Genomic DNA, 12,843 nt, shown 5'->3' on the forward strand with positions numbered 1-12,843 from the left:
ATCCGATGGATGGAGCCTTCGAGAGGTGGCTGGGGCCGGGATCGAACCGGCGACCTATCGCTTTTCAGGCGATCGCTCGTACCAACTGAGCTACCCAGCCACGCAGCGCTTGCGAGCTGCAGCGGTCCTGACGGGATTTGAACCCGCGGCCTCCACCTTGACAGGGTGGCGAGCACTCCAAACTGCTCCACAGGACCAAGCTTTTGTGCGACTAAGTGTCGCACAAGGTGGTGCGTGCCCCCAACGGGATTCGAACCCGTGCTACCGCCTTGAAAGGGCGGCGTCCTGGGCCACTAGACGATGAGGGCAGAACTGCTACTTCTGCGTCTATCGCCCCCCGAAGAGGGACGTGAGAAGCATCTGACTCCGCTTCCCCTCAAGAGGTTCCGCTTCTTCTTCAACCTCTGGGGTATCGGAACGGTCAAGCCCTGACCGGCGCCCTTGGGCACGTCGGAGACTGTACTACGGCGTTTCGGTGTCAGCCAAACCGAATAGGCGAAGGCGTTGCTCCGGGTTGATTCCCCTCCGGCAGATGGCGGCTGACCTCGGCCGTTGTCAGGCCGAGCCCGCCGAGCGTGATCTCGTCCCAGGCCTGCAGACGGCGGGTCGTGCGGTCCAGATACAGCACCGAGGCGCGCACCTTTTCCGGCTTCTTGTTCTGCAGGGCGCGCAGCCCGCCGCCGCCCGTGGAGCCTTCGACCTTGAGCCGGGTGCCGAATCGCATCAGCTCGTTCTGCCGGTGGTGCACATGGCCGGCGAGAACCAGCGGAACCGTGCCGTCCGTCTCGCGGGCCGCGTCCGGCTCATGGGTGACGGCGATGTCGACCGGCGTGCCGGCCTGCTCCTGGGCGCGCAGCGCGGAGGCGAGCCGCGTACCCGCCAACCGCTCGGCGGCCGCGCCCTGGGCAGGCTGCGAGCGGTCCGGGGTGAACTGCGGGTCCCCCATACCGGCCACCCGCAGCCCGCCGACGTCCACCGCCCGGCCGTCGTCCAGCACGTGCACGTTCTTGAGCCGCTCCAGATACATCTGGGTGATGCGCGAGTCGTGATTCCCGCGGACCCAGACGTAGGGCGCGCCGAGATCGCGGATCGGGTCCAGGAAGCCGTTCTCGACCGCGGAGCCGTGGTCCATCGTGTCGCCCGAGTCGATGATCACGTCGATGTCGTACTGCCGGACCAGCGAGCCGATGATCTGCCAGGACGCGGGGTTGAGGTGGATGTCGGAGACATGCAGGACGCGGAGGGTGGCGGGGTCCGGCCGGTAGACGGGAAGCGTCGACGTCGCGTCGTACAACTTGGTCACATTGGTGACGAGCCGGGCCAGTTCGCGCTGGTAGACGTCGAAGTCGGTGACGATCGAGCGGGCGTCACCGACCACCGACGGAGCGCTGGAGAGCAGCCCGGAGAACTTGGGCTCCAGCACGGACTTCGGGTTCCAGGTGGCGTACGCGCTGACGCCGGACGCGGCCAGGAGCGCCAGCGCGAGCCCTCCGGCGGCCAGGGCGCGGCGCGGGCGGCGGTAGACGGCGAGGCCGAGCGCGGTGGCGCCGGAGACGACGGCTGTGCAGGAGCGCAGAGCGAGATCGCGGGCGCCGGTGGAGACGTCGTCGGTGACCTCCTGCTGGAGACCGGAGAGCCGTTCGGGGTGCTGGACCAGAGCCTCGGAGCGCACCGGGTCGAGGCGGTCGACATCGACATCGAGACGGACCGGGGCTATGTGGGAGTCCAGCTCCAGGGCGCCGAGCGGGGCCACGTTGATCTTCGTGCCGCCGGTGAGGGAGGGGCGCAGGGTCATGGTGGTGTCCATGGGCCCGACGGGCGTACGGACACTGCCGACGATCAGCAGCCCCAGCCAGGCACCAAACACGACGACGGCGACCAGTCCCAGCGCGCGGGCGTAGGGGTGCCGGGCGCTGCCGAGGGACGGCGCGAGTGCGGTGGTGTCGCCGGGGGCGGCAGGACGGAAGCGGTGGTGGCGCAGGGTGCGGACCATCGCGCCGGCTGCTGCGGTCACTCCGGCCAGGACGGCTGCTGCTGCGCGGAACGGATCGCGGTGCATTGGGCGCGTATGCCCGGGGAGCGCGGCGGCCATGCGGGACGAGGGGTGGTGGGGCGCGGCGGCCGGGGGCCGCACGGCCGGGGTTACGTGACAATGGCGGGGTGCTGGAGATGACGCGCGAAGAGTTCGAGGAACTGGTCGCCGAGGCCCTGGATCGCATTCCGCCGGAGCTGACGCGGCTGATGGACAACGTCGCGGTGTTCGTCGAGGACGAACCGGACCCCGGCGATCCGGAGCTGCTCGGGCTGTACGAGGGCACGCCGCTGACCGATCGCGGTGAGTGGTACGCCGGGGTGCTGCCGGACCGGATCACGATCTACCGGGGGCCGACGCTGCGGATGTGCGAGTCGCGCGAGGATGTGGTCGCCGAGACCGAAATCACGGTCGTCCACGAGATCGCCCACCATTTCGGCATCGACGACGAGCGGCTGCACGCGCTGGGGTACGGCTGAGCCGACGGGCGGACAGGGAGCGGCCGTTCGGGTCCGGCGGGGCGCAGGGGCGTCCGGGATCGGGGCTCGGGGCGTGTCCCTTGCGGGGGAACCGGAGTTGGGCACAGCGCCCCCTCCCGTCCGTTCCCGCCCCGCTTCGCTCCCGCCCCGGAGGTGCCGCCCGTGCGCCAGTCGCCCGCCTTGTCCGTCCCTGTTCGATGGGCAGCCGTCACCGCGGTGACGATCGCCGCGTCCACCGGCTGCATGAGCGTCAGCGACGACGAGGGGAAGCCGGTCCCGTCGCAGTCGGCCCGGCCGAAGGGCTCGGTGAGTGAACCGGACGGCTCCACGGTGGCCGGTACGGGACGGGTCCGTCCCGGAAGCGGCGCGGAGGCGCACTCCGACCGGGAGGCCCCCGAGTCGCCGGACCCGAGTGCCTCCGTGGGCGCCTCGGCGGATCCCGGCGGCGGGCAGGCCACCGTCGGGACCGGTGGTCCGCTGCCGACGCGGGGAGGGCACCTGCCGATGCCCTCGCCGCCGGGGTCCGGCGGGCCGCAGCAGCCGCCGGGGCCGTCGTCGGAGCCGTCGGAGCCGTCGGGGCCTTCCGAACCGTCCGGGCCGGCCACCCCTGAGCCGTCGGACACGCCCGATCCGGAGCCGTCGGATCCGCCTCCGGGGCCGTCCGAGTCGCCGGCCGCGCAGCTCCGCAGCGACGCGATGAGCGTGCCGGACGGGCTGGAGGTCATGCGGACGCCCGAGGTGTCACCGCAGGTGGGGCCGGTGTAGCGGGCGGTTCGGGACGCGCGGTTTGCGCAATGTGGGTGGGGGTGCGTATGGTAGTAGATCGTTTGATCCCATTGCCCGGCGCCGACACAGAAGAGCGCCGTGTGGCGCGTACTCTCCCTTGCCGTGGCTGGACCGCATTGAGGCGGTCGAAATTGCGAATCACGGAGTTATGGGCGCGTGCCGAGACTCCGGAAGGTTTCGCATTTCGCATGTCCAATTTCAGCTCTGACAACACCGTCATGCCCGAGAACGACGAGATTGTCACCGCAGCCGAGGCCGTAGTGGCCGAGGCCGCCGAGGTGTCCGAGTCGACCGAGACCGTCGACTCCACCGAGGCCACCACCGACACCGCTTCCGCGGACGCCTCCGCCGATGCCGACGACGCCGAGCCGACCGTCACCTTCGGGGACCTGGGCCTGCCCGAGGGCATCGTCCGCAAGCTCGCTCAGAACGGTGTGACCGCGCCCTTCCCGATCCAGGCCGCGACCATTCCGGACGCCCTGGCCGGCAAGGACATCCTGGGCCGTGGCCGTACCGGCTCCGGCAAGACGCTCTCCTTCGGTCTGCCGACCCTGGCCACGCTGGCCGGCGGCCACACCGAGAAGAAGAAGCCCCGCGCGGTCATCCTCACCCCGACCCGTGAGCTCGCCATGCAGGTCGCGGACGCGCTGCAGCCTTACGGCGACGTGCTCGGCCTGAAGATGAAGGTCGTCTGCGGCGGTACGTCGATGGGCAACCAGATCTACGCGCTGGAGCGCGGTGTCGACGTCCTCGTCGCCACCCCGGGCCGGCTGCGCGACATCATCAACCGGGGTGCCTGCTCCCTGGAAAACGTCCAGGTCGCCGTCCTCGACGAGGCCGACCAGATGTCCGACCTGGGCTTCCTGCCCGAGGTCACCGAACTGCTCGACCAGGTTCCGGTCGGCGGTCAGCGCATGCTCTTCTCCGCCACGATGGAGAACGAGATCGGCACGCTGGTCAAGCGCTACCTGGACAACCCGGTGAGCCACGAGGTCGACAGCGCCCAGGGCAACGTCACGACCATGTCGCACCACGTCCTCGTCGTGAAGCCGAAGGACAAGGCGCCGGTCACCTCCGCCATCGCCGCGCGCAAGGGCCGCACCATCATCTTCGTCCGTACCCAGCTGGGAGCGGACCGCATCGCCGAGCAGCTCATCGAGTCGGGCGTGAAGGCGGACGCGCTGCACGGCGGTATGACGCAGGGCGCCCGTACCCGCGTTCTCGAGGACTTCAAGAAGGGTTACGTCAACGCGCTCGTCGCGACCGACGTCGCCGCCCGCGGTATCCACGTCGACGGCATCGACCTGGTCCTGAACGTGGACCCGGCCGGTGACCACAAGGACTACCTGCACCGTTCCGGCCGTACCGCCCGGGCCGGCAAGTCCGGTGTCGTCGTCTCGCTGGCGCTGCCGCACCAGCGCCGCCAGATCTTCCGCCTGATGGAGGACGCGGGCGTCGACGCCTCCCGGCACATCGTGCAGGGCGCGGGCGTCTTCGAGCCGGAGGTCGCCGAGATCACCGGCGCCCGTTCGCTGACCGAGGTCCAGGCCGACTCCGCCAACAACGCCGCCAAGCAGGCGGAGCGCGAGGTCGCCGACCTGACCAAGCAGCTGGAGCGCGTCCAGCGCCGCGCCGGTGAGCTCCGCGAGGAGGCCGACCGTCTGGTCGCCCGTGCCGCGCGCGAGCGGGGCGACGACCCCGAGGCAGCGGTGGCCGAGGCGGCCGCCGAGGCGGAGGCCGCGATCGAGGCCGCCGTCTCCGTACCGGAGCAGCCCGCAGCGCGCGACGACCGTCGCGACGACCGCGGCAACTTCGACCGCCGCGACAACCGCGGTGGCGACCGTCGTGACGACCGGGGCGGCGACCGTGGTGGGTACCGCGGCGGCGACCGTGGTGGTGACCGTGGTGGGTTCCAGCGTCGTGACGACCGTTCGTCCGGTGGCTTCCGCCGTGACAACGACCGTCCGTCGTTCAACCGCGACCGTCGTGACGACCGTGGTGGTGACCGTGGTGGGTTCCAGCGTCGTGACGACCGTCCGTCGGGTGGCTTCCGCCGTGACAACGACCGCCCGTCCTTCAACCGCGACCGTCGTGACGACCGTGGCGGCGACCGTGGTGGGTTCCAGCGTCGTGACGACCGTCCGTCCGGTGGCTTCCGCCGTGACAACGACCGCCCGTCCTTCAACCGCGACAACGACCGCCCGTCGTTCAACCGCGACCGTCGTGACGAGCGTCCGTCCGGTGGCTTCCGCTCCGGTGGCAGCGACCGTCCGTTCAACCGCGACCGTCGTGACGACCGTCCGTCCGGTGGCTTCCGCTCCGGTGGCAGCGACCGCCCGACCGGCCGCCGCGACGACCACCGTGGTGGCACGGGCACCGGCACCAACACCGGTTCCTTCGGCCGCCGCGACGACAAGCCGCGCTGGAAGCGCAACGGCTGACATTCGCGCGCAAGCCAAAAACAACTGAACAATCGATGAACTGAAAGCGGGCCCGCTCCTTAGGAGTTGGGCCCGCTCTTGTTTATGAATGGGCCGCCTTTATTTTCCCTTCCCCCACATGTGGAGCGGCTGTTAGCATCCGGCGACTTGCATGGGGGGAGTGCGGCCGGGGGGCTCCGCTCGATTCATTCCATTTGCGGCATGCCGCCGTCGAATCCCTATGCCGGTCATGCCTTTTCAGGCTTTTCGGGGAGGGGCCCTTTTCGTGCACCATGCTTCTGTACACGGCGGGACCGCCAGGCGCAGCCGCGCGGCACTGGCTGCTCTCACTGTGCTCGCGGCCGGACTCGGGACGGTGCCGGCACACGCCGACGACCTGGTCACCGACATCACGATTCCGGCGACGCTGCGCACGACACCGGGCCACGGCACCGCAGTGAGTGTCGGGACCACAGGTTTCCTGCACACCAGCACCACTCCGGGCGACTACGGCCTGGACTGGACGACGTACGACGGGGTCACCCGCAGGGTCGAGGGCGGTGACGGCAAGGGGTCGTACTCCCCGATCGAGCACTATGGTGCCGACTCGGACTTTGTGGCGCTGCCGCCCGAGAGCGGCGTGGGAGACGTCGTTCTGCGGGACATGGCCAGTGGGATGTCGTCGACCGTCACCGTCCCCGCAGGCGAGCGGTACTACACGACGCTCGGGAACACCGTGGTCGCACACGGGCCGTCCGCCGCCGACGGTTCCTGGTCCGACACGCATCTGCTGCGCAACGACAACGGCACCACGGTCGACCGGAAGGTGACCGGACTGCCGGAGGGCGCAACGTTCGTTCTCGGCGGGAGGGGGACCGCGCGGGGATTCCTCAGGGCCATCAGGGAACCCGGCACCACGACCCCGCAGTACGGCTGGGTGGATCTCGGCACAGCGGAATTCACGCTGCTGCCGCAGGGGTACTACGGCGTGCCCACGGTGACGGACCGCCATATCATCGTGCGTACGGCGACGGGCCTGCGTATCTATGAGCAGGGGAAGTTCGATGCTCCCGTGCGGGATCTGCCCGCCTCCTTCGTCGCCGAGAAGATCATCGGTGTGGTCGGCGACTCGCTCATCGTCGGGCGGTACGACCCCGCATACGGCCCCAGACGGCAGTACGCCGCCCAGTGGCGCGTTTTCGCCCTCCCCTTCGACGGGTCGACGGAACGTGAACTCCTGGCCCGCGCGAACCTTGAGGACGTGGCGGTCGGGCCGGACGGGGGTCTGGTGATCACGGGTGGTGCGTCCGCCCTGGACTTCGGATTCACCGCCATCACGGCGGACGGCACCGGTGAAGCGCATGCAGTGCCGCTGCATCCGATCGCGCCCGTGCCGATGACCACCCGGCGTCTGCTGATGGACAACGGACAGGTCAGCACGGTGGAGTACGGCGACGACCGTACCGCTGTGTACACGCGTGACCTCACCGCGGCGTCGCCGGGCTACGGCCTACGGACCGACCGGGGCAGCCTCCAGAGGCCGTTGCAGAACTGCGGCGACACCACCGAGTCCTTCTGCCCCGAACTCGTCGCCACCGGGGACGGCCGGACCGTCTACCGGAGCGTCACCCCTGAGCAGGAGGGCGCCCTCTCCGTGGTGGGCAAGGGCGGTGCGTTTCCCGGGGTCCAGTGGAAGACGGGCTTCAGTGGCGGGTGGGACGAGGACGGTTACTACGGCACGGTCGTCCGCGCGGCGTCCGGGAACCTCGTGCTCGTCATCGGTACGCCGAGCGGCGGTGCGCGCGAGCTGCGCGTGATCGACATCGGCAAGGGCGCGGTGGTGCGCAAGGAGCCGTTCGCGGTCAGCGCGCTCTGGGGCAACACCCTGTGGACGTCGTCCGGGACGGCTGTCGCGGGGAGGCTGACCGCCACGGCCAAGGACGCACGCACGGGAGCGAAGCTGACGACCGCGACCGTCGGGTCGGGCTGCACCTCGCCGAACGACCTCCAGGCCGTCGGAGAGTGGCTGTACTGGAAGTGCAACACCGCAGCCAGTCCGTACCGGGCAGCCGGTGTGTACAACCTGAGCACCCGTACGAACACGCCACTGAACGACATCGGTACGGCGCAGCTCGGCAACGGGGTCGTCGTGACCAACGGTGCTCAGGCCACCCGCTACGACGTGCACAGTGGTACGGCCGTCGGGCAGCCGCTCGGCGGCGTGAACCCCTCGCTGGACCCGCGGACCGGTGACATCGCCATGCCGTCGGAGACCAGCATCCGCGTCCTGCGCGCCGGCTTGCCCGCCGCTTCCCTCACCTCGCCCTACAGCGTGGTGACGACGACGGCCGACACGGACAGCACGCCCGCTGCCTGGCGCGGCGAGTGGTGGCTGTCCGAGCCGGCGGAGTCGTGGACGGTCACATTCCGGAGCAAGATCACCGGAAAGGTGGTGGCCACCCGCTCCGGCGAAGCCGCCACCTACTCCGTTGCCACCTCGTGGGACGGGCACGCCGCCGATGGCGGACTGCTGCCGAACGGTGCGTACACCTGGACGCTGTCGGCGAAGCCGGCCGACGGCGAGGGTGCGGCTCTCGCGGCGTCGGGTTCGGTGAAGCTGACGGGTGGTACGGCTGTCCGTCGTGACTTCGTCGGGAACGACGGGTTCGGTGATCTGCTGGGGTTCACGTCGGCGGGTGGAGCTGATTTCCGGGGTGGTACGGGCAATGGGACCGGCACGGTCAGTTCGAAGGTGTCGGGGTCGGGTTGGACGGGTGCCAACACGGTGACGCGGGCGGTGCCGTTCGACGATGTGAACGGTGACCGGTGCAATGACGTGCTGGTGCGTGTGAAGAGCGGTGAGCTGCGGGCGTACAAGCCTTCGTGCGGTGGGGCGCTGAAGTCCTCGACTGCGTACACGAAGGTCGGTGCGGGCTGGAATGTGTACGACGTGCTGACCTCGCCGGGTGACCTGACCGGGGACGGCCGGGCGGATCTGCTCGGCCGGGAGACGTCGACCGGCTACCTCTACCTGTACGAGAGCAAGGGTGCCGGGGTCTTCAAGTCGCGGGTGAAGATCGGTACGGGGTGGAAGGGCTACCTCCTGGCCGGTGCGGGTGATCTGAACGGTGACGGCAAGGGTGATCTGCTGGCGCGTGACACGGCCGGGGTGCTGTGGCGCTACGCCGGGACCGGTACCGGCAAGCTCGCGACCCGCGTGAAGGTCGGCGTGGGCTGGCAGATCTACAACTCGCTCGTAGGTGTGGGTGACGCGAGCGGTGACGGCAAGGCCGATCTCGTGGCCCGTGACACCTCCGGGGTGCTGTGGACCTACCGCGGTGACGGCAAGGGTCTCTTCGCTGCGCGGGCGAAGGTCGGGCCGGGCTGGCAGATGTACTCCAGGCTCTCCTGACGTACCCACCTCTTCGGAGACGACCTCCTGGCGCAAGGGCGCGGCCTCCGGGCCGCGCCCTTGCGTCGTACGGCATGTTTTCCCAGTCGTGACCACGACGGCGGCATGCGTACGCCGGGGCCAGGGCATCGCTGGGGTCATGACAACAGACATCAGCGAGGACAAGCCGCCACCGGGCGTTTCCGACGAGGAGCGTCTGGCGCAGCTCGGGTACACGCAGACGCTCGCCCGGCGTATGTCCGCCTTCTCCAACTACGCCGTCTCGTTCACGATCATCTCGGTGCTCTCCGGCTGCCTGACGCTGTATCTGTTCGGCATGAACACCGGCGGTCCGGCCGTCATCACCTGGGGCTGGGTCGGCGTCGGCCTGATGACGCTGTTCGTCGGGCTGGCGATGGCGGAGATCTGTTCGGCGTACCCGACCTCCGCGGGCCTCTACTTCTGGGCGCACCGGCTGGCCCCGCCGCGCTCGGCGGCGGCCTGGGCCTGGTTCACAGGCTGGTTCAACGTTCTCGGCCAGGTCGCCGTCACCGCCGGGATCGACTTCGGGGCGGCGTCCTTCCTCGGGGCCTATCTGAACCTCCAGTTCGACTTCCAGGTGACGCCCGGCCGCACGATCGTGCTGTTCGCCGCGATCCTGCTGCTGCACGGACTCCTGAACACGTTCGGCGTCCGCATCGTCGCGATCCTGAACAGTGTGAGCGTGTGGTGGCACGTGCTGGGGGTCGCCGTCATCGTCGGCGCGCTGACCTTCGTACCGGACTCCCATCAGTCGGCCTCGTTCGTCTTCACCGAGTTCGTGAACAACACCGGCTGGGGCAGCGGCTTCTACGTCGTGATGATCGGGCTCCTGATGGCCCAGTACACCTTCACCGGCTACGACGCGTCCGCCCACATGACGGAGGAGACACACGACGCGGCTACGGCGGGCCCGCGGGGCATCGTCCAGTCGATCTGGACCTCCTGGATCGCCGGCTTCGTCCTCCTCCTCGGCTTCACCTTCGCCATCCGGTCGTACGACGGAGCCCTGAACTCCCCGACCGGCGCCCCGCCGGCCCAGATCCTCCTGGACGCCCTCGGCGCCACCACCGGCAAGCTCCTGCTGCTGGTCGTCATCGGTGCGCAGCTGTTCTGCGGGATGGCGTCGGTGACCGCCAACAGCCGCATGATCTACGCGTTCTCCCGGGACGGCGCACTCCCGTTCTCCCGCGTCTGGCACACGGTCAGCCCCCGCACCCGAACCCCCGTCGCCGCGGTCTGGCTGGCCGCGACCGGCGCCCTGGTCCTCGGGCTCCCGTACCTGATCAACGTCACCGCTTACGCCGCGGTGACCTCGATCGCGGTGATCGGCCTCTACATCGCGTACGTCATCCCTACTCTGCTCCGTCTCCTGCGCGGCGACGAGTTCACCCCGGGGCCCTGGCATCTCGGTCGCTGGTCCCGGCCCATCGGGATCGTCGCGGTGGTGTGGGTGGTCGTCATCACAGTCCTCTTCATGCTGCCGCAGCTGTACCCGGTCACCTGGGAGACGTTCAACTACGCCCCGATCGCGGTCCTGGTGGTTCTGGGGTTCGCGGCGACGTGGTGGTTCGCGTCGGCGCGCCACTGGTTCCTCGAACCGGATCACAAACGCACGAGCGCGGACATGCCGGCGGACTGACGACCTCCGATGAGGGCCCGACGGGCCCGGCGGCCGATACCCGATCGGCGGCCGGGCCGCGGCGGGCTATGCTCAGTGGTGATTCGCCGAGGGCCGTTAGCTCAATTGGCAGAGCAGCGGACTTTTAATCCGTTGGTTGTGGGTTCGAGTCCCACACGGCCTACGTGTCGCGGGGCGAGGTTTCGACCTCTGACCTGCAAGGGAGCGCCCCGCCCGGTTCCGACCGGGCGGGGCGCTCCGTCGTCGGCAGACGCCCGTGGTGTCACGACCGGGCCCGTCGGTCTGCCCTGGTGGTGGCGAAACGCCGCTCGAAGGCCACGAACGCGGCCTCCTGGCGCCACTGGACCTGAGCCTTGGTGCTGGTGTTCAGGAGCCGCCGGCACCGCCGCGGGGGGTTGTCCGCACCGGGGCCGGTGTCGCTGCAGGGGCCGGCGGGACGGTAGCCGTCACGGGTCGGGTTGCCCCGCCAGAGGCCGGCACCCGGCAGGAAGGCGTACTCCAGGGAGGCTCGCGCGAGGTCCTTCAACTCGCGGTAGCCGAGGTGGTACGTCCTGGCGGCGTACCGGTACTCGTGGCTGATGTCGGTCCGGGAGACACCGGGATCATCGGTGGCCAGCACGACGGGCACGCCGTAGGCGCGGTAGGTGGTGAACGGGTGGTCGGCGCCCTTGACCCCGAGAATCTGCGCGTTGCTGGTGAACGGCACCTCGACCGCGATCTCCCGGTCGGCCATGGTGCGGGCGAGCCGCTGCCAGTCGTCCTCGTGGACCAGATCGACGCCGTGGCCGATGCGTTCGGCGTGGCCGACGTTCACGGCCTCACCGATATGGAAGGCCAGGTCCTCGGGCTTGACGAGACCGGGCCACAACTCGCCCGCGTGCAGGGTGATGTGCGCCTTGGGATACACGCGGTGCAGGTGGTCGAGCATCCGCATCTGGAGGCTGTAGTTCCGCAGCGAGCTGTCCCAGTCCTCCGGCTGCACCAGATTCACGGCGACGAACCGCTTGTCCCGTTCGGCAAGGCGCAGTCCCAGGGCCATCTGGGTGAAGACCCGCTCGGGTGAACTGCCGCGCGACACCTGGGAGATCCACCGCACCGGCACCCGGCAGCCGGCCTCCGCACGGGGCGTGCCGCACCGTGCCACCGTGCGGAACTCGGCGTCGGACTCGTCCGCCTCCCGGCTCGCCTCCGCGACCAGCTCGTCCAGCTTGCCGCCGACCAGCAGTTTGCTGTGCAGCTTCGTAAGGTCCTCGTCCCAGCCGACCGAGTCGGCCAGGATCCGCGCGCCGTCGGACGCCGGGGTCACCATCGTCTCCAGATAGAACTGGTTCTGCCGCGCGACGGTGTCGGCCACGTCGGCGAGCAGCTTGCCCCGGTGGCGCCAGGTGACCTCGCCGAACTTCCCGAACGTGTCGAAGAAGTGGTCGTGCCCCGACTGGCCCGGCGGGAAGTCCTGCATGGACCACGCCCGCAGCACCGCGCGGCGAAAAGCGGCATCGGTCAGGGCGTCGGACGCCGGTCGTCGGCCCGGACCGCACGGCGGCGGCACCGCAGTCAGCGTCTGCTCGTCGATGCACAGACCGTCGTCCGCGGCGAGCGAGATCAGGTACTCGGTCGAGACGGCGCCCGAAAGGTGGTTGTGCAGGTCCCCTCCCTTCGGCAGTGCCGTGAAGAAGGCACTCAGCGCGGCCGGATCGTTCCGGATCGCGGCGAGCCGCGCGGAGGCCAGGTACTCCCCGCGGGTGGGTGGCGGCAGGGGCGCGGCGGCAGGGGGTTGAGCGGCGGCCACCGACTGCGCGGCGGCGGGCAGCGTGCCCGGCAGCAGGGACAGGACGGCGAGGGCCCCGAGACCGATCGGGGCCAGGGGGCCGCGCGGGCGGCGCGCGGAGCGGCGGTTCACGAAGATCACCTGCGCATGATCCCGAGTACCTCCGACGTCCGGCGCGCGACCGGCCCTCGCCCGGCCGGGTCCACCCGGCCGAGTGATCACACCTGCGTCCTGCTGCCTCTTCTCCGCGGCGGCGAGCCGGTTGCCGTCGATGTGCGGTGCATCT

7 protein-coding genes and 4 tRNA genes are annotated in these 12,843 nt (G+C 69.9%); 6 read left to right on the forward strand and 5 right to left on the reverse strand.

Translation table 11 applies throughout. The features are described 5' to 3' along the window. Positions 1-26: 26 nt before the first annotated feature. From ACFYP5_RS16985 to ACFYP5_RS17000, 4 genes are all read right to left on the reverse strand, one after another. Positions 27-100, reverse strand: a tRNA-Phe gene (locus ACFYP5_RS16985). Positions 101-122: 22 nt separating this feature from the next. Further along, positions 123-197: transfer RNA gene (locus ACFYP5_RS16990), tRNA-Asp, on the reverse strand. A gap of 38 nt (positions 198-235) precedes the next feature. Further along, positions 236-308 (reverse strand) — tRNA-Glu (locus ACFYP5_RS16995). A 170-nt stretch (positions 309-478) separates the two neighbouring features. Beyond that, on the reverse strand, positions 479-2,059 hold the full coding sequence (locus tag ACFYP5_RS17000; protein ID WP_389036075.1) for a metallophosphoesterase: 1,581 nt from the start codon (positions 2,057-2,059) through the stop codon (positions 479-481). Positions 2,060-2,160: 101 nt separating this feature from the next. On the opposite strand from ACFYP5_RS17000, the gene ACFYP5_RS17005 reads away from it, so the two are divergent. The 6 genes from ACFYP5_RS17005 to ACFYP5_RS17030 all read left to right on the forward strand — a co-directional run bounded on the left by ACFYP5_RS17005 (position 2,161) and on the right by ACFYP5_RS17030 (position 10,952). Beyond that, the gene (locus ACFYP5_RS17005) at positions 2,161-2,511 is read left to right on the forward strand and encodes a metallopeptidase family protein (RefSeq protein ID WP_030929660.1); all 351 of its coding nucleotides are present in this window, start codon (positions 2,161-2,163) and stop codon (positions 2,509-2,511) included. Positions 2,512-2,664: 153 nt separating this feature from the next. Next, a complete protein-coding gene (locus tag ACFYP5_RS17010) occupies positions 2,665-3,276 on the forward strand; it encodes a hypothetical protein (protein ID WP_389036077.1) in 612 nt (203 codons plus the stop codon). A 209-nt stretch (positions 3,277-3,485) separates the two neighbouring features. Beyond that, the gene (locus ACFYP5_RS17015; RefSeq protein WP_389036078.1) at positions 3,486-5,738 is read left to right on the forward strand and encodes a DEAD/DEAH box helicase; all 2,253 of its coding nucleotides are present in this window, start codon (positions 3,486-3,488) and stop codon (positions 5,736-5,738) included. Positions 5,739-6,003: 265 nt separating this feature from the next. Then, complete coding sequence (locus tag ACFYP5_RS17020; protein ID WP_389036080.1) at positions 6,004-9,129, forward strand: FG-GAP-like repeat-containing protein; 3,126 nt, start codon at positions 6,004-6,006, stop codon at positions 9,127-9,129. A 139-nt stretch (positions 9,130-9,268) separates the two neighbouring features. Continuing rightward, on the forward strand, positions 9,269-10,789 hold the full coding sequence (locus ACFYP5_RS17025; RefSeq protein ID WP_389036083.1) for an amino acid permease: 1,521 nt from the start codon (positions 9,269-9,271) through the stop codon (positions 10,787-10,789). 90 nt (positions 10,790-10,879) lie between these two features. Continuing rightward, a tRNA-Lys gene (locus ACFYP5_RS17030) sits at positions 10,880-10,952 on the forward strand. A 99-nt stretch (positions 10,953-11,051) separates the two neighbouring features. Here ACFYP5_RS17030 and ACFYP5_RS17035 read toward each other — a convergent pair. Then, on the reverse strand, positions 11,052-12,698 hold the full coding sequence (locus ACFYP5_RS17035; protein ID WP_389036086.1) for an adenosine deaminase: 1,647 nt from the start codon (positions 12,696-12,698) through the stop codon (positions 11,052-11,054). Between the last annotated feature and the right edge of the window lie 145 nt (positions 12,699-12,843).

The sequence above is a fragment of the Streptomyces sp. NPDC005262 genome (assembly GCF_042872425.1).
Lineage (GTDB): Bacteria > Actinomycetota > Actinomycetes > Streptomycetales > Streptomycetaceae > Streptomyces.

What these genes read in the sequence shown, in the direction of transcription:
- ACFYP5_RS17000 (WP_389036075.1), bottom strand. Translation starts at nt 2,059, where the DNA reads ATGCACCGCGATCCGTTCCGCGCAGCAGCAGCCGTCCTGGCCGGAGTG.
- ACFYP5_RS17015 (WP_389036078.1), top strand. Translation starts at nt 3,486, where the DNA reads ATGTCCAATTTCAGCTCTGACAACACCGTCATGCCCGAGAACGACGAG.
- ACFYP5_RS17025 (WP_389036083.1), top strand. Translation starts at nt 9,269, where the DNA reads ATGACAACAGACATCAGCGAGGACAAGCCGCCACCGGGCGTTTCCGAC.